Annotated in this window: 19 protein-coding genes; 14 read left to right on the forward strand and 5 right to left on the reverse strand. The window is 72.3% G+C overall.

What is annotated here, in order from left to right; genetic code table 11:
- The 5 genes from D7V93_RS13400 to D7V93_RS13420 all read left to right on the forward strand — a co-directional run.
- On the forward strand, positions 1 to 1,267 hold a 1,267-nt coding region (locus tag D7V93_RS13400), incomplete at its 5' end, for a putative porin (RefSeq protein WP_341870925.1).
- A gap of 12 nt (positions 1,268 to 1,279) precedes the next feature.
- Positions 1,280 to 1,999 (forward strand): VTC domain-containing protein, encoded by a 720-nt coding sequence (locus tag D7V93_RS13405; RefSeq protein ID WP_120643785.1) that lies wholly within the window; start codon positions 1,280 to 1,282, stop codon positions 1,997 to 1,999.
- Between the two features lie 6 nt (positions 2,000 to 2,005).
- Positions 2,006 to 3,718 (forward strand): dTMP kinase, encoded by a 1,713-nt coding sequence (tmk, locus tag D7V93_RS13410; protein ID WP_120643786.1) that lies wholly within the window; start codon positions 2,006 to 2,008, stop codon positions 3,716 to 3,718.
- Between the two features lie 5 nt (positions 3,719 to 3,723).
- Positions 3,724 to 4,431: a DUF4956 domain-containing protein gene (locus tag D7V93_RS13415; RefSeq protein WP_120643798.1), complete on the forward strand. Its 708-nt coding sequence runs from the start codon at positions 3,724 to 3,726 to the stop codon at positions 4,429 to 4,431.
- Positions 4,428 to 5,231: a hypothetical protein gene (locus tag D7V93_RS13420; RefSeq protein ID WP_120643787.1), complete on the forward strand. Its 804-nt coding sequence runs from the start codon at positions 4,428 to 4,430 to the stop codon at positions 5,229 to 5,231. The genes D7V93_RS13415 and D7V93_RS13420 overlap by 4 nt, the downstream gene beginning before the upstream one ends.
- Before the next feature lie 145 nt (positions 5,232 to 5,376).
- On the opposite strand, the gene D7V93_RS13425 is transcribed toward D7V93_RS13420, so the two are convergent.
- Positions 5,377 to 5,571 (reverse strand): hypothetical protein, encoded by a 195-nt coding sequence (locus tag D7V93_RS13425; RefSeq protein WP_120643788.1) that lies wholly within the window; start codon positions 5,569 to 5,571, stop codon positions 5,377 to 5,379.
- A gap of 207 nt (positions 5,572 to 5,778) precedes the next feature.
- On the opposite strand from D7V93_RS13425, the gene D7V93_RS13430 reads away from it, so the two are divergent.
- Positions 5,779 to 8,151, forward strand: a complete 2,373-nt coding sequence (locus tag D7V93_RS13430) for a metallophosphoesterase (RefSeq protein ID WP_120643789.1) — start codon at positions 5,779 to 5,781, stop codon at positions 8,149 to 8,151.
- 11 nt (positions 8,152 to 8,162) lie between these two features.
- Here the strand turns inward: D7V93_RS13430 and D7V93_RS13435 are convergent, their stop codons facing one another.
- Complete coding sequence (locus D7V93_RS13435) at positions 8,163 to 9,092, reverse strand: alpha/beta hydrolase (RefSeq protein ID WP_120643790.1); 930 nt, start codon at positions 9,090 to 9,092, stop codon at positions 8,163 to 8,165.
- A gap of 125 nt (positions 9,093 to 9,217) precedes the next feature.
- On the opposite strand from D7V93_RS13435, the gene D7V93_RS13440 reads away from it, so the two are divergent.
- Both D7V93_RS13440 and D7V93_RS13445 read left to right on the forward strand, forming a co-directional pair.
- Positions 9,218 to 9,895, forward strand: coding sequence for a response regulator transcription factor (locus D7V93_RS13440; RefSeq protein WP_120643791.1), 678 nt, complete (start codon positions 9,218 to 9,220; stop codon positions 9,893 to 9,895).
- Positions 9,888 to 11,084, forward strand: a complete 1,197-nt coding sequence (locus D7V93_RS13445; RefSeq protein ID WP_244237287.1) for a sensor histidine kinase — start codon at positions 9,888 to 9,890, stop codon at positions 11,082 to 11,084. Before D7V93_RS13440 ends, D7V93_RS13445 begins: the two co-directional genes overlap by 8 nt.
- 45 nt (positions 11,085 to 11,129) lie before the next feature.
- Here the strand turns inward: D7V93_RS13445 and D7V93_RS13450 are convergent, their stop codons facing one another.
- On the reverse strand, positions 11,130 to 11,474 hold the full coding sequence (locus D7V93_RS13450; RefSeq protein WP_147451164.1) for a hypothetical protein: 345 nt from the start codon (positions 11,472 to 11,474) through the stop codon (positions 11,130 to 11,132).
- A 172-nt stretch (positions 11,475 to 11,646) separates the two neighbouring features.
- A complete protein-coding gene (locus D7V93_RS13455; protein WP_120643793.1) occupies positions 11,647 to 12,108 on the reverse strand; it encodes a hypothetical protein in 462 nt (153 codons plus the stop codon).
- A 272-nt stretch (positions 12,109 to 12,380) separates the two neighbouring features.
- On the opposite strand from D7V93_RS13455, the gene D7V93_RS13460 reads away from it, so the two are divergent.
- Positions 12,381 to 13,844 carry an SPFH domain-containing protein gene (locus D7V93_RS13460; RefSeq protein ID WP_244237288.1) on the forward strand — a complete coding sequence of 488 codons (1,464 nt, stop codon included), beginning with the start codon at positions 12,381 to 12,383 and terminating at the stop codon, positions 13,842 to 13,844.
- Between the two features lie 37 nt (positions 13,845 to 13,881).
- Here the strand turns inward: D7V93_RS13460 and D7V93_RS13465 are convergent, their stop codons facing one another.
- Positions 13,882 to 15,639, reverse strand: coding sequence for an ABC transporter ATP-binding protein (locus D7V93_RS13465; RefSeq protein WP_120643800.1), 1,758 nt, complete (start codon positions 15,637 to 15,639; stop codon positions 13,882 to 13,884).
- 45 nt (positions 15,640 to 15,684) lie between these two features.
- On the opposite strand from D7V93_RS13465, the gene D7V93_RS13470 reads away from it, so the two are divergent.
- The 5 genes from D7V93_RS13470 to D7V93_RS13485 all read left to right on the forward strand — a co-directional run.
- Complete coding sequence (locus D7V93_RS13470) at positions 15,685 to 16,833, forward strand: hypothetical protein (protein ID WP_120643795.1); 1,149 nt, start codon at positions 15,685 to 15,687, stop codon at positions 16,831 to 16,833.
- 166 nt (positions 16,834 to 16,999) lie between these two features.
- Complete coding sequence (locus tag D7V93_RS44910; protein WP_158623735.1) at positions 17,000 to 17,167, forward strand: hypothetical protein; 168 nt, start codon at positions 17,000 to 17,002, stop codon at positions 17,165 to 17,167.
- Positions 17,168 to 17,266: 99 nt separating this feature from the next.
- On the forward strand, positions 17,267 to 18,646 hold the full coding sequence (locus D7V93_RS13475; RefSeq protein WP_120643796.1) for an MBL fold metallo-hydrolase: 1,380 nt from the start codon (positions 17,267 to 17,269) through the stop codon (positions 18,644 to 18,646).
- Position 18,647: 1 nt separating this feature from the next.
- Complete coding sequence (locus D7V93_RS13480; protein WP_120643797.1) at positions 18,648 to 19,004, forward strand: hypothetical protein; 357 nt, start codon at positions 18,648 to 18,650, stop codon at positions 19,002 to 19,004.
- A gap of 5 nt (positions 19,005 to 19,009) precedes the next feature.
- On the forward strand, positions 19,010 to 20,216 hold a 1,207-nt coding region (locus D7V93_RS13485; protein ID WP_147451165.1), incomplete at its 3' end, for a lantibiotic dehydratase.

The raw sequence follows: 20,216 nt of genomic DNA on the forward strand, positions 1-20,216 counted from the left end.
GGGGATGGAGGAACAAGGGTGGCGGGGGCTGTTCGCCGCGGTTCTCCTGGGCCTGCCGGCGGTGGCGGGCGCGGAGCCGGTGGACGACGCGGCGCGCGTGGACGCGGAGCCTTCGGCGGCTTCGGAGTCCGCCGGGTCCGCAGGGGCCGGTGAGTCCGCGGATTCCGCTGACGCGCTGGACGGCGCGGTGGCGCAGGCGATGCCCGGGGGCGCGCAGGGTCCGGTGAGTGGCGCGCCGGAGCAGGTGGATGATCCGAGCGCGCCAGTGCCGGACGCGGCGGTGCCGGGCGCGAAGAAGGCCAAGAAGAACAAGGGGCCCAAGGCGGACACGCTGGGCGAGGCCCCGGACGAAGCGGACCAGACGGACGACAAGGGCAAGCCAACGCAGCGCATCCGCGTGTTCGGCCGCGTGTACGCGCAGGCGAGCGCCGACGAGCGCGAGAAGTACGAACGGTCGCTGGGCATCGAGTCGGCGCGCGTGGGCGTGGCCGCGTCGCTGCCCAACCTCGAAGCGGAGGTGAGCGCGGACCTTGCGTCCAAGTCGATCCTCAAGGACGCCTTCGTGCGGCTGGCGGACGACGCGAAGCGCCTGCGGCTGTACGCGGGCCGCTTCAAGTCGCCCTTCCTCCAGCGCTCGCTGGAGTCGTCGTGGACGCTGCCCCTGCAGGGTCGCGGACTCGTGGAGGACTACCTCACCGACACCAACGGGCTGGGCGGCCGGCGGCTGGGAGTGATGGGCGAGGTGCGGCTCAAGGAGGCCTGGGGCCTGAAGCTGTCGGCGGGCCTCTTCGAGGGCGGCGAAGATCCCCAGGGCGAGCGGCTGAGCGAGGACGGCGCGGCGCGCCTGAGCGTGCGGCCCTTCAAGTTCCTCACCGTGGGCGCGAGCACGTACCTCACGCAGGTCATCGACGGGACGAAGCGGCACGCGACGGCGGCGGACGCGGAGCTGACCCTGGGAGGGCTGTCCTTGACGGGAGAGGTGGCGACAGGCCGGCTGGCGCTGGGGCCGTTCATGTCGCAGTCGGTGCTGGCGTACTGGACGGTGCCGGTGGGGCACGAGGGCTGGGCGGTGCAACCCGCGGTGGGCGCGGAGGCGCTGCAGTTGCAGGGCGGCATCCAGGCCCAGGGGCACGCGGTGACGGGGGGTTTCAACATCCTGCTGGCGGATTCCTTCAAGGCACAGGTCCAGGCCGAGCGCGCGTTGCGGCCCGGGGACGTGGAGCCCGCGCTCGAGCTGTCGTTGCAGCTCGCCACCCGCTTCCGGTGAGGAGCCACGATCATGATCTCGTTCGCTGAAGGTGAAGTCACCCGGTTGCGCCGGGAGTTCAAGGTGGTGCTGGACGGATCCGAGGCCGGGGCGGTGTGCGCGCGGCTGTCGCAGGAGCTGGGGGGATGCCTGCCGCCGCCCACGCGCATCGTGTCGGTGTACTTCGACAAGCAGGGCTATCCGCTGGCGGAGCGCGCGGTGCTCACGCCGGACAACTGCCTCAAGGTGAGGACGAAGGAGTACTCGCCGGACGTGGGCGCGGGGGGCCGCGAGCGCGTGGTGCTGGAGGTGAAGCGCGAGCGCGGCGGGCTCACGCAGAAGCGGCGCGTGTGGGTGCCTCGCGCGGAGCTGGGCCGGGCGATTCGCGGGGGCGTGAGCCTGTTGCCGCTCATCGCGGGCGGCAGCCTCTCGCCGGTGCTGGCGGTGACGTACCGGCGGCACGTGTATCAGGCGTCGCAGGCGTGGCGGGTGACGGTGGACCGGAACATCGGCTTCCACGCGGTGTCGCCGGAGCTGGCCCTGTCGCCCACGGCGCTGACGGTGGAGCGGCTGGGGCTTCCGGTGTGGGAGGACTCGCGGGTGGTGGTGGAGGTGAAGCACCTCGGGGCGGAGCTTCCCGAGTGGCTGGCGGCCCTCAATCCGGGGGGCGCGCCGGCCTACAGCAAGTTCGCGGAAGGTATGGCGAGGGTGCATGCCTTCGCCGCGGCAGGGGTTGGGGTTGCAAGGGGATAGGTCACCGTGTTCATCGACTTCGAAGGCATTGACGGCAGCGGCAAGACGACGCTGTCCAACCTGCTCGCCGCGCGGCTCAAGCGGCTGGGCTACAAAGTGGCGCACGCGCGGGAAGGCGGCGAACTGCAGTCGCCCACCGCCCGTCGCATCCGGGAGCTGACGCGCGACGCGCGCCTGCTGGAGATGTGCCCGCGGGCCGAGTTCTTCCTGAACCTGGCGCGGGATGCGCAGCAACTGGAGGAGGTCATCGCGCCCGCGCTCGGCCGGGGCGAGGTGTGCATCACCGACCGCTACCTGTACTCGCAGCTCGCGCTGACGGGCGGAGGCCGGGGGCTGAAGGAAGACGCGCTGCTGCCGTCCTGCGAGCTGGCGTCGCAGGGGCTGTGGCCGGATCTGGTCATCCTGGTGGACGTGGACCCGGACCTGGCGCGGCTGCGCAAGCGGCTGGGCAAGCTGCAGAGCGGGCGCGCGCAGGACACGGACAGCCGCAAGGGCCTGGTGGGCGCGGGGCTGGCGGTGCGCGTGCGCGAGGCGTTCCTGGAGCAGGCCCGGAGGGATCCGCAGCGGTGGATCATCCTGGAGAACAACGATCAGCCCCTGCGCGTGCTGGAGCAGCGCCTGGTGGAGGCGGTGGTCGCGCGGCTGGAGGGCCGTGAGCAGACGGTGCAGCGGCTGGTCCCCGCCCCTGCCCTGCCGCTTCCGGGCGTGGCGACGGTGGACGATGTGGAGGCGCGCTTCTTCCACGCGCTGGACGGGCTGGAGGCGCGGGAGCCGCAGCTCGCGGCGTGGCTGCTCAACGGCATCCCGGGCCTGCCCGCGCATCAGCGGCGGCTGGCGTACGCGGAGCGGCTGCCGGGGCTCGTGGCGCGCAGCCTGACGGGGCTGGATGACGACACGGCCTGGACGCTGCGCGAGGTGCTGGCGGCGAGCGTGCCGGTGGACGTGGCGGAGGGGCTGGGGTTCGTCACCTCTCCCCGCTCGCATGCGCTGAGGCAGCGGCTGTATGCCCAGGCGCCGGAGGCGGTGCTGGCGGGGCTCAAGCGCCAGGATTCGCCCGAGGCGTGGGCGCTGCGCGAGCGGGGCATGAAGGACGGCCATCTCGCGGAGGTGCTCGTGGGGCTCGCCGGGGTGGATGGCGAGGAGGCCTGGGTGGTTCGCGAGGCCGGCATGCAGCGCAAGCTGTACGCGGAGGTGGCGCGCAGCCTGGGCGGCCTGGCCACGGAGCGCGCGGACGCGCTGCGCGAACTGCTGCTCAAGCACGACCGGCTGGCGGTGCTGAAGAGCACCACGGGGCTGGAGACGCCGCTGGCGGTGGGGCTGCGCGAGCAGTTGGAGAAGAAGGCGCTGAAGCTGGTGCTGCGCTCGCTCACCGGGGTGGATTCGCCGAAGGCCTGGGCGATGCGCGAGCGGGGAGCGCCGCTGACGAAGGAGGCGCTGGATTCGGTGGATGGGATGGATGACCCGCGCGCGTGGAAGCTTCGGGCCTCGGCGGCGCGCCGGTGGCCGGCGACGGTGGTGTCCTCGCTGAAGGGGCTGCCATTGGTGGCGGAGACGCGGGCGCTCTTGGACCGGGTGCTGGAGGAGCAGGCCGGGAAGCTGCCGGTGTTGCGCAACGCCTATGCGGTGGTGGCGCAGGCCCGGGCGCTGGAGCAGGCGGCTCGCCTGGCGCGGCCCGCGGTGGAGACGTCCGGGACCGAGCTGGGACGGCAGGAGGCATGACGCCCATGGAAGGTCCGTTCGCGACGGTGTTCCAGGAGGTGGAGCGGGAGCTCCAGTCACTGTCGATGGCCTCGATGCTGCCCAGGCTGCTGGCGGCGGCGCTCATCGGAGCGCTGCTGTCGTCGCGGCCCTGGCGGCTGGTGATGGGCAAGCCGCTGCCGAAATCGGAGATGGTGCAGGCGCAGATCCTCCTCTGCGCCGCGGCGGCGGTGATTACCGCGGTGATTGGCGACAGCGTGGCGAAGGCGTTCGGCCTCGTGGGGCTGGGCGGCTTCGTGCGGTTCCGCTCGGGGCTGAAGGACCCGCGCGACGCGGCCATCCTGTTCCTGGTGATTGGCCTGGGCATGGCGTGTGGCCACGGCAACCTGGTGCTGGCGAGCGTGGGCACGGGGTTCGTGATGGTGCTGCTGCTGGTGCTGGACCTGTTCGAGAAGAAGGAGAAGCCCGCGGGCGCGAAGCAGCGGCTGGTGTTGTCGGCGCAGTCGGACGACCTGGTGGGCGCGGAGGCGACGCTGCGCAAGGCGCTGGGGGAGCGCAACGTGATGGTGAAGAGCTGCGCGTTGGACTTCTCCGCGCGCCGGTTGGAGTTCGAGGTCGAGGAGCCTGAGCCCGGGACCCTGGCGGCGGCGCTGGGACGGACGGAAGGCGCGCCCCTACGGGGGCTGCGGTGGACGGCGGTGAGCGCGAAGGGCGCGCGTGAGGAGATGGCATGAAGTTCAGGAAGATGGCCGCGCTGTTCGCGGCGTGCGGAGCACTGGCGGCATGTGGTGGCGGCGGTGGCAGCCTGCCCACGGGGAATGATCCGGGGCAGTCCACGACGAACCCGGATGGTTCGGTGGACCTGCCGGGGAACGCGGTGGATCCGGAAGGGAACAAGCCGGATCCCCAGGCCGGGTACACCTCGCTGTGGCCGCTGACGCAGGGCTCGACGTGGACCTACCGCATCACGGACCCGGTGAACGGGGTGTTCAACAAGACGGTGACGGTGCTGGGACAGGAGACGGTGCCGGACACGCAGATGCTGGCCATCAAGGTGCACAGCAAGCAGGACCGCACGGCGACGACGGGCACGGTCTACGAGGAGAACTCGTGGCAGCTGGAGCTGACCAACGGCCTGGTGGTGCGCCTGCGCGAGGAGGACATCACGGACGGGCTGCGCACGCGGGCGACGACCTGGTCCCCGGCGATGATGAAGTCGCTGGCGACGGCGCCGACCTCCGTGCCCTGGGAGCACCAGGACGCGGTGCGCGAGCTGATCACGTATGACGCGGGCGGCACGGAGGGGAAGGATCCGACCTACGTGTGGAAGGTGCTCGCGAAGGACGTGACGGTGACGACGCCCGCGGGCACGTTCACCAACGCCATCAAGGTCCAGCGCGACAAGCTGAACAAGAGCGGCGAGGTGAAGGAGGAGAAGCAGCGCCTGTACTGGCTCGTCCCCGGCGTGGGCAAGGTCCGCGAGGAGGGCGAACGGACGGAGGAGCTGACTTCGTTTGATGTGAAGAAGCCGTAAGGGATTGATGGGGGTGGGCTGGGGTACAAGTGCATCTGCAACCCCAGCCGCCTTTGCCCATTGTCCAGACGATGTCTGGACAATCGACTGGCTGGGTTCATCCGCAGGTCCCGCTGAGGAGTTCGTGTCCTCGCGCTACTGGGGCTCAAGCCGCCGCGTTGCCGTAGGACACGCGCAGGCCCTGATGCGTCACCGTGATGAACGGGCGCCCCATCCAGCCGCAGTGCCGACAGACCGCGTTCGGACCCGTCGCCGTGACTCGCACCGGCAGGTCCGCCTCGCACACGGGGCACCCTTCAGGGATGGTGTACTCGCGGGTCTCGGAGTGGACTTCGGTCATTCTTCACGGGTAACGCAGCGGACGCGTCCTGCAAGCCGGGCACCCCGACACCGTGAAGGCCCGCCCTGCAATGCCTGTCCGCCTGCTCTGCGGACCGCCCCAGCGAGCACCCGCACTCCTGCCATCTGCCAGCGGACTCTTTTCTGGATGAACGTTTGACCATGAACGGTTGGGCTCCGGTCCCGAATGTCTCGGGCCGGAGGATTCATGGACCGGACGAAGTCTCTATCGCTCGCTGCCCTGGCTGCCCTGCTCGTGGTGGGGTTCGCTTCGGGTGACGCGCTCGCCCTGCCGCGTGATCCCTATCTGCAGCGCGTGGGCCCTGACACCGCGACGGTGGCGTTCCGGCTCGCGTCGAACTGCTCCACGGCCCAGGTCCGCTATGGCGTGGGGGACACCAGCTCGGTCGCTCGCTCCACGGCCACCGCCCGCATCCATGCCGTGGTCCTCACCGGCCTGACTCCTGGCACCACCTACACGTACTCCGTGGAGGCCTGCGGTGAGACGACCCCCGCGAAGACCTTCGGCACCGCCCCCGTCCCAGGCACCCGGCGCGTGCACTTCGCCGCCGTGGGCGACTTCGGCACCGGTGGCAGCGACCAGAAGAAGGTCGCCCAATCCATGCTCACGAACCGGCCCGAACTGTTCGTCGCCCTGGGCGACAACGCCTATGCGTCCGGCACCGAGACCGAATTCCAGACGAACCTCTTCACCCCCATGGCCGCCCTGCTCGCGCAGGTGCCCATGTTCGCCACGCCCGGCAACCACGAGTACGTGACCAACGAGGCCCAGCCCTACCTGGACAACCTCTACCTGCCCACGAACAACGCCGAGGGCTCGGAGCGCTACTACTCGTTCGACTGGGGCCACGTGCACTTCGTGTCCATCGACTCCAACTGCGCCGTGGGCCTCGCGTCCGCGTCCAAGTGCACGCTCGCCGCGCAGAAGGCCTTCGTGGAGAAGGACCTCGCCGCCACCACGCAGCCCTGGAAGGTCGTCTTCTTCCACCACCCGTCCTGGTCCAGCGGCGAGCACGGCTCGCAGCTCACCATGCGCCGCCAGTTCGGTCCCCTCTTCGAGAAGTACGGCGTGGACCTGGTGCTCACCGGCCATGATCACGACTACGAGCGCAGCAAGCCCATGCTCGGTGACGCCGAGGCCGGGAAGTCCGAGCGCGGCATCCCCTACCTCGTCGTCGGTGGCGGTGGCGCCACGCTGCGCGAGTTCGCCACCGCGCGGCCCTCCTGGAGCGTCCTGCGCGATGACGCCGCCCACGGGTTCCTCGACGTGGACGTCGTGGAGGGCACCCTCACCGCGAAGCTCGTCAAGACGGACGGCGGCGTGCTCGACAGCTTCTCCCTCACCAAGCAGCTGCCGGCGCCGCCCGAGCAGCCCCAGGGCACGCTGAACGTCAGCGTCGACAGCGCCAGCGGCGCCGCACCCCACAAGGCCACGTTCGTCGCGACCGCCTCCCAGACGGGCGCCACCGTGGCCTGGGACTTCGGGGACGGCACCTCCGTGTCGACGCTGCCCCATCCGGAGCACACGTATGCCGCGGCCGGCGCCTACGTGGCCCGGCTGACCGTCAGCGATGGGCGCGGGGGCAGCCACTCCGCCACCGTGAGCATCTCCGTGGGCAACCTGGCGCCCGTCCCGGCCATCCTCTCTCCCTCGGCGACGTTCCGCTTCAAGGTCGGCGACGTGGTGGCCTATTCGGGCTCGGCGAGCGACCCCGAGGAGGGCCCCATCCCCAACGAGCGGCTGGCGTGGACCATCACCCTGCGCCACTGCACGGCGGGGACCTGTCACTCCCACCCGTACTCCACGAGCACGGGGGCCACCGGGTCGTTCACCGTCCCGGACCACGGCGACGAGGTGCACTTCGAGCTCAAGCTGACCGCGACCGACTCGGCGGGGCTGACGGGCAGCCGGATGATCACGCTGGACCCGCAGCTCGTGCAGGTGACGCTCCAGACGTCACCGCCGGGCCTGGAGCTGGTGTTCGACGGCACGAGCGGACCGGCACCCCGGGTCCGCCAGGTCATCGTCGGCTCCACGCACGCCCTCTTCGCTCCGTCGCCGCAAGGCGTCTTCGAGTTCCGCCAGTGGTCGGACGGCGGGGCCGCGGAGCACGCCATCCAGGCCGGTCCGAGCGACGCCAGCTACACGGCCTTCTTCGAGTCCGTCGCCCCCACGGAGTGCCCGCTCGGACAGTATCGGGCGGAGTACTTCGGCAACCGGTACCTGGCGGACTCCCCCGCGCGGGTGCGCTGCGAGGGGTCGCCGCTCGCGCGCTTCTGGGGCACGGGGCGCCCCGTGCCGGAAGTGGGGCCCGACGACTTCTCCGTACGCTGGACGGGACGGTTCTACTTCGTGACGGGCCTGTACTACTTCCTCGCCCAGGCGGATGACGGCATCCGCGTGTTCGTGGACGGCGCCCGCATCATCAACGGGTGGAAGGACCAGTCGACCACGAGCTACTTCGTGGGCCGCTGGATGCGCGCCGGCGAGCACACGGTGGTCATCGAGTACTACGAGCACGGGGGTGATGCCGTGGCCGGGCTCCGCTGGTATCGCTGAAGCCCTGGGGCTCAGCGCTCGGCGGCGAGCCAGCGCTGGACCTCCTGCAGGTAGTCGCGCGGCAGGGCGTGGCCGCTCTCGAAGGTGCGGTGCACCTTGTGCGGGGAGGGCGCGGCGGAGAAGAGCGCCGCGCTCTTCTCCGCCGGCGCGAACTCATCCTGGTTCGCGCTGAGCAGCAGCCAGCGCTGCCGCACCCGGTCCACCACGTTGATGGGCGCGACGTCCCCGAGCGCCGGCTCGATGTCCGGAGGCACCATCGTCACCAGGTGGGTGATGCGCGGCTCGCGCGCCGCCAGCATCAGCGCCACCTGCGCGCCCATGCTGTAGCCGGCCACCAGCACGCGCGAGGGGCGGCCCCCCTCGAGCGCATGCGCGAGGACGACCTGCGCATCCGTGGCCGTGCCGGAGAGCATCGCCACGTAGGGGCCGGGCTCCCCTGCGTGCAGCCGCTTCACCAGGAGGCTCGGCTTCTCCCCGGGCAGCTTGCGCTCGCCGTGGTGGCGGGCGTCCAGGAGGTACACGCGATAGCCCGCCGCGCGAAGCGCCTCGGTGAAGGCGCCGCCGTAGGTGGGCGGGGCATCCGCGAGCCAGTCCTCCTTGCTCCGCGTGAGGCCGTGGATGAGCAGGGCCACCGGGGGCCGGGCGGCCCGGGCCTTCCCGTGGGGCTCGAGGATCCGCACGGGAATGGTCGCTCCGTCCGCGGCGGGCAGCGTGCGCGCGACGGCGCCAGTCACCGCGAGAGTGGGCGGCTCCGCGAGGGCCACCGAACCGGCCACCACAGGAGAAGTGGGCGGCTCCGCGAGGGCCACCGAACCAGTCACCTCGGGGGCGGGCGGCGCCGCGAGGGCCACCGAACCGGCCACTGCGGGAGCGGGCGGCGCCGCGAGGGCCACAGGAGAGGAGAACAGCCATGCGAGGACGAGGTGCAGGGAGGGCTTCATGGGAGGGCTCCGATGACAGGGAGCCCCTACCCTGCCCCGGGCGGCGTCAGCCTCAGGTCGGGCGCGAGTTGACCTAGAGTTGACCGGGCCTCGCGCAGGGTGCGCGCACCAGGGAGGGGCGTGCCATGCGGGTGCTCGTCGTCGAGGACAACCAGGACCTGCAGGCCAACCTGGCCAGCTTCCTCGCGCCGGACTTCACGCTCGACTTCGCCTCCACCGGACCGGAGGGCCTCGCGCTCGCGCTGGCCCACCCCTACGACGCCATCGTGCTGGACCTGGCGCTGCCCGGCATGGACGGGTTGGAGGTGTGCCGCGCCCTGCGCCAGCTCGCCCCGCGACTGGTGCCCGTGCTGATGCTCACCGCGCGCGACTCGCTGGACGACAAGGAGGAGGGCTTCGCCGCGGGCGCGGATGACTACCTGGTGAAGCCCTTCTCCCTGCGCGAGCTGCGCTGGCGGCTGGAGGCGCTGGGGCGCCGCCCGGTGCCTCCCAGCGGACGGCGCCTCCTCTTCGGCGAGCTGGAGCTGGAGCCCGACGGCGGCTGGGCCCGGCGGGGAGAGCGGCGCGTGCGACTCAACCGCACCGAGGCGCTGCTGCTGCGGCTGCTGATGGAGGCGGCGCCCTCGCCGGTGCCAGCCGCCACCCTCGCCCACCGGCTGTGGGGCGACGAGGCGCCGGAGGGCAGCACCCTGCGCACCCACGTCTATGGCCTGCGCCGCACGCTGGGCGCGCTGGGGTTCGAGCAACTCATCGTCACCCGGCGCCACGAGGGCTATGCGCTGGAGGCGCCGCCGCGTGGCTAGGCCCCTGCGCGTCCTCCTGCGCCGCGCGCTGCTGCTGTCCTCGGCGCTCGCACTCGCGCTGATGGGCGGCTTCTTCACCCTCTTCAGCTACGACCTGGAGGACACCATCTTCAACCGGCTCGTCGCGGCGGAGGCCGAGCGACAGCTGGAGGGCCGCGCCGTTGCGCCCGGGCTGCCCGCGGGGATGAGCGCGCACCGGGGGCATGCGGCCCTGCCGCCCGCGCTCGCGCGCAAGCTGTCCCCCTCCCTGGCGCGCGGCGAGTACGAGGTGGCCACGGATGGAGCGGGCCACTTCCACGTCGCCGTGCGTCCGGACGCACGTGGAGGTGAGCCGCTCTACGTCGCCTTCCGGGTGGACACCTTCACCAGCACCACGGGCCAGCTGGGTCGCAACGCCTGGCTGCTGCTGGTGAGCGCGGCGCTGGCGCTGTTCGCGGCCGCGGGCATCGCCGTGGTCGTGGCCCGCCGCGTGAGCCGGCCCCTCGAACAGCTTGCCGCAGCACTAGGGGAGGACGCGCCCGGGGAAGCGGAGGACCCTGGCGCGGTGCGGGAGCTGGGCACGCTCCGGGCCGCGCTGCGCGAGCGCGACGCGCGCATCCAGCGCCTCCTGGAGAGCGAACGGCAGTTCAACCGCGATGTGAGCCACGAGCTGCGCACGCCGCTCGCCGTCGCGCAGGGGGCCGTGGAGTTGCTCGAGCGCGCACCGCCCCAGGACGCCGCAGCCTTCGGGCGCCTGCGCAGCGCGGTGCTGCAGATGGGGCTGCTCACCGAGGGCATCCTCTGGCTCGCACGCGCGCCGCGTCCGGGCGAGCACTGCGAGCTGGGGGCGGTATCGCGCGAGGTGGTGGCGCTCTACGACGGGCTGCGCCAACCCGCCGTCTCGGTGGTGGTGGAGGCGGAGGGGCCCGTGGAGGCGCCGGTGAGCGCCGCGGTGGCGCGCGTACTGCTCGGCAACCTGGTGAAGAATGCCTTCGGCTACACGCGCGCGGGCAGCGTGCAGGTGCACGTGGCGCCCGGCCTCTGGCGCATCAGCGACAGCGGCGAGGGCCTGGGGAAGGTGGCACCCGAGCACGCGGGCTTCGGGGTGGGGCTGTCGCTCGTGCAGCGGCTTGCCCAGAGACTCGGCTGGAGCGTGACCTTCACCCCGCTGCAGCCGCAGGGCACCCGGGTCGAGCTCCGCTGGACGTGAGCGGTGGGGCGCGGGTAGCGCTGAGCCCGGCCCGCCGGTCCAGACCTAGTGTCCCTTCGGACAGCAGCCGAGCCTGTCCTCGTCGTGCTCACGCAGGTGGGCCGCGGCGCCGGGCGCGGCGATGCAGAGCTCGATCGCCTTCGAGCCCGGCTCGTCGGGCGGCGCGTGGTGGCAGATGCGGACCTTGTCGCCATGGGGGCCGCACTTCACCGAGCAATCCGGACACTCCCCACCGCCATGCCCTCCACCCTCATCACCCATCGCCGACACGTTGCCCTCCGTGGAGAGGGGCACCGAGGCTTCGCGCTGAGCGCTCCCGACGTCCGGACCGCAGCCGACGGACAGCACCACGGCCCCCACCACGCCCCACAGCATCTTCATCGGACGCATGCGTTCTCCTCCGCGACAGCCTCTTCCCTCCCACCCCCAGGCATTGAGGGCGGCTGACGGAGAGGCCGTGTCGCGGGAGGCAACGTGCGCGTGCGAGCAGGCAGCCACAATCCGTGCCTTCCGGGCAGCCCCCTGTTGTCTGCGAAGCGGAAAGGACACACCGCGGCCAGGGTCAGAGCGCCAGCGCCTGGCGCTCCACCAGCCGGCGGTAGAGACCACGAGCTTCAGCCCCGCCCGTCGCGTGCCGGCCACGAACGTAGCAGCGGATGTTCTCGGCTTCGGCCCCGGGCCCGCGCGCCCGCTTGATCGCGGAGACGAGTTCCGAAGGCGTGGGAGCGAGCGGTGCCGCTGGCTTCACAGGCTCCTGAAGCTTCGACTTCGCGGCGTGGACGAAGCCCTCGACGGCCTGTACCGCTTCGAGGGGTCCCACGAAGACGGGGATCCGCTTCGTCGAGAACCAGCTGTCGAGTCCCCACAGCACCACGAGCACGGCGAGCCCGACGGCCCACGGGTCGATGGACGGCATCGAAGACCAGGCGATGCCCCCTGCCAGGGCGAGCCCGAGCGCGGAGCGCAGCAGCACGCCGCCGCGCTCCGGCTTCTGTATGAGAACATCCGAGCTCTTCAGGTCCATGACGCGCGATTCTAGTCGCGCATCCGGGCAGGCGCGGACCTTCCAGCCTCCGGTGGACGTGAGACGCGGTCGTGCGTCTTCCTCCTTCGCCCAGACGGACACGCGCCGACGCAGAGCATGGCCCGAGTCGAGGCCTGGAACCGCCATCCTTCAGGACTCATCCGCCCCGGTCTTCATCGTCGACGCATTCCTGTAGACTCCCCTTCTATTCACAGCCCCGGAGGCCGCGCGCCGATACCCTGCGCCGTGCTGGGGCAGGGGGCTGCATGGGCATGCAATCGAACTCGAAGGAGCCGGTGCGCAACGAGTACCTGGACCAGGTGCGCGAGCAGCAGCAGCGCGTGGAAGTGGACCTGAAGGCGCGCAAGGTGATGGCGCCCATGCAGGCCCAGGCGAACATCATGCCCATGCGGCGCGCGGCGGCGGCTGTCGTCGCGGAGCGGACGGGCAATGCGGTGGACGTGCGCGTCACCGGCTTCTGGCGGTGGAAGACCGTCATCGTCCCGCCGAATGCCTACGTCGTCCACACGCGCCGGGGCCACCCGCAGCCGCTGCACATCGGCCTGGGCGTGTCGTTCCGGTTCGACCCCGCGCGGGACTCCTTCATCGTCGCGCCGGGCGCGATGCAGACCATCATGATCAACGCGCACTGCATCTGCCGCGAGCTGCAGGGGCTGTTGGTGCAGGGCTACGTGCAGTGGATCATCGAGGACTTCGGCACCGCGTACCGGAAGCTGGACTTCACGGACGCGGAGGACCCGATGCGCGTGGTGAACGTCCAGCTGCGCGAGCAGGCGGAGGCGGCCATCAAGGACAAGGTGGCCACGATGAGCATCGACGCGGTGCTGTCCGACAAGCAGCCCATCATCGAAGAGCTCACCGCCCGGCTTCGGCACGTGGCGGAGGGCGGTGGCGGCGGGGACAAGGGCCTGGGCCTGCGCATCGTCACCGTGCAGATCAAGGAGGCCGTGGTCAGCTCCGCGCGTCTCTGGGAGAGCCTCCAGACGCCATTCCGCTCCGAGCGCGAGCGGGTGGCGCGCCTTGCGGCGCTCGGGACGGAGGAGGCACTGGCCCACCGGGAGCTGGAGGTGGAGCAGGCCCGCGAGCGCATGCGGCTGGAGAGCGATGGCGAGCTGGCCATGCTGCGGGCGCACAAGAGCGCGGAGGCGTATGACCGTGAGCAGTCCGAACGGCTGCGCCGGCAACAGCGCGAGGAGGAGGACGCGCGGCGGCTCGCGGTGGAGCACCAGCAGTCGGCGCTCCAGACCGCGGAGCTGCAGAAGGCGCGGCTGGAGGTGGAGGCGGAGCTGACGCGGCTGACGCAGGAGGCGGAGGCCGAGAAGCTCAAGCGCGAGGTGCTCGCCCAGACCGAGGTCGGCGACGTGCAGCGCGCGGCAGCCAACCGTCAGTCGAAGACGGAGCTGGAGTTGCTGGAGACGCGGCAGCGCATCCTCAACGAACTCACCCCGGCCAATGTGCAGGCACGGCTGGTGGAGCTGCTGCCGGACATCGCCGAGAAGCTGCCGAAGCCGCAGGAGCTGCGCTCGGTCTCCATCGGCGGGAGTGGAGGAGCACAGGACGGACAGGGCGTGGCCACGATGGTGGCGCAGATGATGGCCCTGATGAACATCCTGAAGGTGGACGGCACCGCGCGTGCGCCCGGTCAGGCCGTGGTGGTGAATACCGGTGGCAAGGAAGCAAAGGGCGAGCTTCCGCCGACACCCGCGCCCCGCTGAAGCAAGAGACGTCCTTGCATCGGAGCCTGGGCGCCCGTCAGAGCGCCAGCGCCTGGCGCTCCACCAGCCGGCGGTAGAGGCCGTCCTGGCCCAGCAGCGACGCGTGGTCTCCGCTCTGCACCACCGCGCCGCCCTCCAGCACCAGCACCCGGTCCGCGCCCCGCACGGTGGACAGCCGGTGGGCAATCACCAGCGTGGTGCGCCCCTGCATCAGCCTGTCCAGGGCCTCCTGCACCAGGTGCTCGCTCTCCGCGTCCAGGGCGCTGGTGGCCTCATCGAGCACGAGGATGCGCGGGTCCTTGAGCACGGCGCGCGCGATGGCGATGCGCTGCTTCTGCCCGCCTGACAGCTGCGCGCCGCGCTCGCCCACGCGCGTGGCGTAGCCCTCCGGGAACCGGGTGATGAAGTCGTGCGCGTTGGCGGCTCGCGCGGCGGCCTCCACCTCTTCCAGGCTCGCGTCCGGGCGCGCGTAGCGGATGTTGTCCGCGACGGTGCCGGAGAAGAGCAGCGGCTCCTGGGACACGGTGCCCACCTGTCGGCGCAGCCAGCGCGGATCCAGGTCGCGCACGTCCTGTCCGTCCAGCAGCACGCGGCCCGCGTCCGGGTCGTACAGGCGGCCCAGCAGGGCGGCCACCGTGGACTTACCCGAGCCGCTGGGCCCCACCAGCGCGACGCGCTCGCCCGGGGCCAGCGTGAGGTCCAGCCCGCGCAGCACCTCCGCTTCCGGACGGGAGGCATAGGTGAAGCGCACGCCCTCCAGGTGCACGTGGCCCCGCGCGGAGGCGGGGACGCGTCCTCCCTCGGGGGCCATGGCGGGCCGGCGATCCAACAGCTCGAAGACCCGGGCGGCCGCGCCCGCCGCGCGCATGAACTCCGCCCAGGCATCCGAGAGCGCGCCCAGGGAGAAGGCCACCAGCAGCGTGTAGACGAGGAAGGACATCAGCGCGCCCGCGGTCAGCTCCCCCGCCACCACCATGCGCCCGCCGCGCCACAGCACCGCCGCCGCGGCGGCGAAGCCCGCGAACGAGCCCAGCGCCATGAAGCTGCCCATGGCCACCGCCCCCCGCCGCGCCAGGTCCAGCGCGTGCCGGAGCGCCTCCGCATAGCGCCGGGCCTCCGTCTCCTCGGCCACGAAGCTGCGCACGGTGCGCACGCCGACGAGCGCCTCCTCCGCCACCGCCTGCGCGCGCGCCAGCGCGTCCTGCACCTCGCGGGAGGTGCGCTGCATGCGCCGCCCGTACGCCATGCCCCCGAAGGCCACCGGCGGCACCACGGCCAGCATCCACACCGTCAGCGCGGGCGACGTGTGCAGCAGCAGCGCCAGCCCTCCCAGCGTGGTGAGCACATTGCCCAGCGCGCCCGCGAGGTTCTGCCCGATGGAGCCGCTGAGCCGCGCCACGTCCTGGGACAGCCGGCTGGCCAGCTCGCCCGTGCGCAGCGCGTCGAACAGCGCCACCTCCTGCTGGAGCAGGTGCCGGAAGAGGGACTCGCGCAGCCGCGCCACCACGCGCTCGCCCGCGACATTGAAGAGCACGTGCCGGAAGCCGATGGCCACGCCCTGCACGGCGAACACCGCGAGCATGCCCAGCGCCGCCGCGTCCACCCAGGACTGGCTGCCGCGCTGGAGCGCCACGTCGATGATGACGCGGATGGCCTGCGGGTACACCAGGCCCATGGCGCTGCCCAGCACCAGGAAGCCCGTGGCCGCGACCAGCCGCCGCCGTTCGGGCCGTATCAGCCTCCAGAGCTGGCGCGGCAGTTCCCCCGGCCGCGGCACCGCCTGCTCGTCGCTCATGCCGCGCTCCATCACCGGGCCTCCGGGCCCCAAGGTTTCCAACGCATGCGTCCCGATACCTCCCTCCATACGGCGCGAACCGCTCCGCCCGGTTGCGCGGATGTCGCGGAGTCCCAACTGGAGGGGCTCCACGCCGCGCTGGGCTGGGGCCCACCCGATGAGGGCGCACGCGCGCTGCTGCGCGGCTTCACCTCCACATGGACGCAGCGGCCCCGCGCCGAAGGCCCGCGCTTCTCCGCCGTCGCGGACGACGGCTCTCCTTATGAGTTCTCGCTGGCCTTCACGCCCGGACGCGCGGAGCTGCGCGTGCTGGTGGAGGCCCAGTCGGAGTCCGCCACCGCCCCGGGGTACTGGGCCGCGGGCCGGGCCCTCACCGACTCGCTCGCGCGGACGCTGAAGAAGGAGCGCGCGCCGCTGGACGGCGTGCTGGACCTCTTCGTGCCGCGCGGCCCGCGGAACTTCTGCGCCCTGTGGCACGGGCTGCGCTTCACGCCGGGCCGGGACCCGGACGTGCGCCTCTACCTGGATCCGCACGCGCGCGGCCCGGGCAGCGCGCCCCAGGTGGTGGCGGAGGTGCTGGAGCGCCTGGGGCTGGGGGGCTCGCGGCCATGGGTGGACGCGGTGCTCGCGGGCGGGCGGCTCGGCCTGGGCCTGCTGGCGCTGGACCTGGGCGCGCCCTCGCGCGTGAAGCTCTACTTCTCCGCCCCGGGCCTCACCGCGGACGAGGTGGAGGCCACGGTGGCGCACGCGGAGGACGCGGTGCCGGGAGAGGCTCGCGAGTTCTTCCGGCGGGTGCTCGGCGGTGACGGGCCTCATCAGGGCCCGCCCCTGCGCGTGTGCTTCACGCTCGACGCGGCGAAGGGCGGCCGCCTGTCCCGGCCCGTCACCGACCTCACCGTGGGCACCCTGGACGATGCCACCGTCGCGGCGCGCACCCGCGATGTGCTGCGCGGACACGGGCTGGACGTGGCCGCCTACGAGCGGTGCCTCAAGGTGATGGCCCCCTCGCCAGAGGCCCCAGGCCATGGGCTGCACCCGGTGCTGTCCTTCCAGCGCGACCTCGGCGAGCCGCGCGTCACCGTGTACCTGGCGCCGCGCCTGTACCCCACCGGCGGCGAGGACACCCTGGCGCGCAAGCACGCGCTCTGGCGGGCGTGGAACTCGTTGCCATCCGATGCACAACCGCGGCCCTGAGCAGTGGGCGCGACCAGAAAATCCGCGTGAATTCGTATCGATTTCCGGTGGGGGAAACCGGTTCCGGGAGGCGGCGGTACACGCGCCTTTCCGGTGGCCTGCGCCCCGGGCTGTACCACCGCCTTGCGAAAACCATCGCAGGGCCAATCACACACACTGGAGAAGTATGAACACCACGACCGAGTCGACCCTCGTTGAGATCTGCGACCTCGACGCCCTGCCCTCCGCCGACCTGTCCTCGAACAAGTTCGAGTACGGCGTCGAGGAGTCCGCCACGGCGCAGCAGATGATGGCCATCGAGCCCCCGACGACCTACGGCTGCTGCGCCTGGTAGTCGGCCGTCCGCAGTGAAAGGGGCGCGGCCGGCATCGACCGGTGCCGGCCGCGCCCTTCTGTCCCGCCCCGCAGTCCGGGCCCGGCCCGGGAGAAGCCCATGCGAATCACCGTGCTCGGCCATGCGGGCCTCTATGTGGAGGCCGCCAACGAGCGGATTTTGATCGACCCCGTCCTGCGTGACACGCCGCTCGGCCACGGCAGCCTGGTGTTCTACCCGGGGCGCCGCCTGAAGCCAGACGCGGTGCCGAGCCCGACGCTGCTCGTCATCAGCCACGCGCACTGGGACCACTTCGACCTGGAGAGCCTGGAGCGGCTGCCGCGCGACGTGCCGGTGGTGGCCCCCAACGAGGCCAGCGTGCTGGCGGGGCTGCGGCGCCTGGGCTTCGCGCGCGTCACGGCGCTCGAGTCCTGGCAGTCGCACGTGCACGGTGGCGTGAAGCTCACCGCGACGCCGTCCGCCGGAGACATCACGGAGATGGGCGTGCTGCTGGAGTCGGAGGGCACGCGCTTCTGGGACATGGTGGACGCGGAGGTGGGGCCGGAGGTGGGCGAGCGCATCCTCGCCGAGCACGGGCGCGTGCACCTCGTCGCGGCCAAGTACCAGCCGCAGGGCAAGCTGCAGGTGCAGCTCCTGTGGGGCCTGGGGACGTCCTTCGACAAGCGCGACGTGGCCCGCTCGCTGGAAGCCGCGAGCGTGGTGCAGCCGCAGTTCGTCTTCCCCTACGCGTGCGGCCTGGCCTTCCAGGGGATGCACGCGTGGATGAACAAGCAGATCTTCCCCTTCACCCAGCCGCAGGTGGTGCGCCTGCTGCGCGCCCGCCTGCCCCAGGCCCGCGCCGAGCAGCTGCGCCCCGGCGACGTCCTGGAGCACCGGGACGGGAACGTGACGCTGCATGCGCAGGCGTCGCCCTTCGTCCGGCACGAGGAGGCGCGGTACGACCAGGACTGGGAGCCGCTCGACAGCACCAGCCTGGATGACCCGCTCACCGAGCCCGAGGCCGACGACGCGCGGCGGGAGGTGGAGGCGCTCCTGGCGGGCCCCTTCGCGCGCTGGCTGCGGGCGCACTTCGCGACCGCGGGCTACCTGCGCGCCTTCATCGAGTACCGCGTGGTGTGGCAGCTCGTCGTGCACCTGGGCCCGGGCCGGCGGCTGGCGTACGCGCTGGACTTCCGCGCGCCGCGGCTCGCCCTGCTCAAGGGCCTGCACGAGGACGCCAACTACTTCGTCCACGTGTCCGGACGCGGGCTGACGCGCAGCATCCGGCGGCCGGAGATTTCGGGCGACCTGTTCAACCTCTGCGGCGACCTGCGCCTGTTCGAGAAGGTGCTGGGCGTGGCGGACGGCCACTTCTTCGTGCCGCCCGTGGCCGGCAAGGAGCTGCTCGTCTCCCTGCCGGATCCGCTGACGCTCTTCTTCCGTCAGGCCCCCGCGTCCGTGCCCGACGTGGCGACGCCCGCGCACGAGGCGAGGGCCTGACATGGAAGCCCAGGTCATGTTCGGGGACACCGAGCTGCAGGCGGTGCTGCGCAAGAAGTCGCTGTACCGCCTGCTCGCGCGGCATGAGGCGGAGCGGCTGGGCCTGGTGATTTCGCAGGCCGAGCTCCAGGCCACCACGGACGTGTTCCGCCACTACTTCCACCTCACGCGCGCGGACGAGATGCACGCGTGGATGGCGAAGACCGGGACGAGCCTGCAGGAGCTGACCGAGATGATGCGCGACATCGCCCTCATCAACCGCCTGGATGCGCTGTACGCGGCGGAGATCCACGCGGGCATGGCGGACCAGCACCGGATGCTCGCAGCGCGCGAGCGGCTCCAGGGCCCTCGGGAATAGGCGCGATGGGCTCCCTCCTCACCCTCGGCGACCGCGTGGTGGTGCGCGCGGCCTGCTGGCCCACGGCGGCCCTGGCGGACTTCGCGGCGCCGGACTTCGCGCCGCCCGCGGGCCGTCATGCCCTGCACGTGCCCGCCACCTTCGCGCACTACGAAGCGGCCTACGCGACGCGCCTGCGCGAGCAGCGCCGACGGCTGTGGGCGAGGACCCGCGAGGACGCGGGCTTCATGCGGGCGCTCGCGCTGGTGAACCCCGGCTTCTGCCGGGCCGTGGCCGCGCTCCACTTCGAGGAGACGCCGTCCAAGAGCACGCGCCACGCGGAGACGACGCTGTACCGCTACCTGGCGCGCGCCGTGGGCCGCACCGAGCCCAATGGCGTCTGGTCCGGCACCGCGCTGGCCCGCTGGGGCGAGCGCACGCGGGTGGTGTCCCGTCCCGCCCGGTGGGCCTTCGCGCCGGAGCTGGCGCCGCTCCAGGCCCTGGCCGAGGCGCGGCTCTCGCGCGAGCCCTACCGCCGCGCAGGGCACTGGCGATTGAACGAGACGCTGGCGCCGGACGCGGAGGGCGGCTGGACGTACCTCGCCCGGGGACCGCGGGGCCTGGCGCGCAGACGCGTGCGGCTCGCGCCCCAGGTGGGCGAGGCGCTCGGTGCGCTGCGGGGGTGGGGGCCCGCGACGTGGGGAGCCCTCCTTTCGCAGCTGGCCTCGCGCACGCCCGCGGGGACGGATGTGGCCGCATTGGCCGAGGCCTTCGCGCGCGGCGGGCTCCTGCTGGGCGGCCCGCGCTTTCCCACGCGCTTCGTGTCCGCCTGGGACGCCCTGCGCAAGGTGGCCGCGCGGCTCTCGGGCCCTGACGCGCGGGCCTGGCGTCGCTGCGTCCACCGGCTGGGAAGGCTGTGCCGCCGGCTGGAGACGCGCTTCGAAGCCCTGGAGGCCGAAGCGGTGCTGGCCGCGCACGAGGCCGCGCGGGAGTGCGTGCGCACGCTGGCGGCGGCGCTCGGCGAGCCTCCTCCGGAGCTGCCCCGCGCGATGCTCCGCTGCGACCTGGAGCTGCCGTTCGACCTGGAGCTGGGACCGGACGTGAAGGCCGCGCTCGGTGACTCGCTCGAGCACCACCTCGGGTGGATGGAGGACTCCGGGCTGCTGGGCCGGGCCCATGCGGCGACGCGCGCGTGGTTGCTGCCCGAGGGCGAAGGGGCGCCGTGGGCCACGC

Source organism: Corallococcus llansteffanensis (assembly GCF_003612055.1).
GTDB lineage: Bacteria > Myxococcota > Myxococcia > Myxococcales > Myxococcaceae > Corallococcus > Corallococcus llansteffanensis.

Excerpts from the sequence above, each read along its gene's own strand:
- D7V93_RS13405 (WP_120643785.1), top strand. The coding sequence starts at position 1,280 with ATGATCTCGTTCGCTGAAGGTGAAGTCACCCGGTTGCGCCGGGAGTTC.
- D7V93_RS13415 (WP_120643798.1), top strand. The coding sequence starts at position 3,724 with ATGGAAGGTCCGTTCGCGACGGTGTTCCAGGAGGTGGAGCGGGAGCTC.
- D7V93_RS13420 (WP_120643787.1), top strand. The coding sequence starts at position 4,428 with ATGAAGTTCAGGAAGATGGCCGCGCTGTTCGCGGCGTGCGGAGCACTG.
- D7V93_RS13425 (WP_120643788.1), bottom strand. The coding sequence starts at position 5,571 with ATGACCGAAGTCCACTCCGAGACCCGCGAGTACACCATCCCTGAAGGG.
- D7V93_RS13430 (WP_120643789.1), top strand. The coding sequence starts at position 5,779 with ATGGACCGGACGAAGTCTCTATCGCTCGCTGCCCTGGCTGCCCTGCTC.
- D7V93_RS13435 (WP_120643790.1), bottom strand. The coding sequence starts at position 9,092 with ATGAAGCCCTCCCTGCACCTCGTCCTCGCATGGCTGTTCTCCTCTCCT.
- D7V93_RS13440 (WP_120643791.1), top strand. The coding sequence starts at position 9,218 with ATGCGGGTGCTCGTCGTCGAGGACAACCAGGACCTGCAGGCCAACCTG.
- D7V93_RS13450 (WP_147451164.1), bottom strand. The coding sequence starts at position 11,474 with ATGCGTCCGATGAAGATGCTGTGGGGCGTGGTGGGGGCCGTGGTGCTG.
- D7V93_RS13455 (WP_120643793.1), bottom strand. The coding sequence starts at position 12,108 with ATGGACCTGAAGAGCTCGGATGTTCTCATACAGAAGCCGGAGCGCGGC.
- D7V93_RS13460 (WP_244237288.1), top strand. The coding sequence starts at position 12,381 with ATGCAATCGAACTCGAAGGAGCCGGTGCGCAACGAGTACCTGGACCAG.
- D7V93_RS13465 (WP_120643800.1), bottom strand. The coding sequence starts at position 15,639 with ATGAGCGACGAGCAGGCGGTGCCGCGGCCGGGGGAACTGCCGCGCCAG.
- D7V93_RS13470 (WP_120643795.1), top strand. The coding sequence starts at position 15,685 with ATGCGTCCCGATACCTCCCTCCATACGGCGCGAACCGCTCCGCCCGGT.
- D7V93_RS44910 (WP_158623735.1), top strand. The coding sequence starts at position 17,000 with ATGAACACCACGACCGAGTCGACCCTCGTTGAGATCTGCGACCTCGAC.
- D7V93_RS13475 (WP_120643796.1), top strand. The coding sequence starts at position 17,267 with ATGCGAATCACCGTGCTCGGCCATGCGGGCCTCTATGTGGAGGCCGCC.
- D7V93_RS13480 (WP_120643797.1), top strand. The coding sequence starts at position 18,648 with ATGGAAGCCCAGGTCATGTTCGGGGACACCGAGCTGCAGGCGGTGCTG.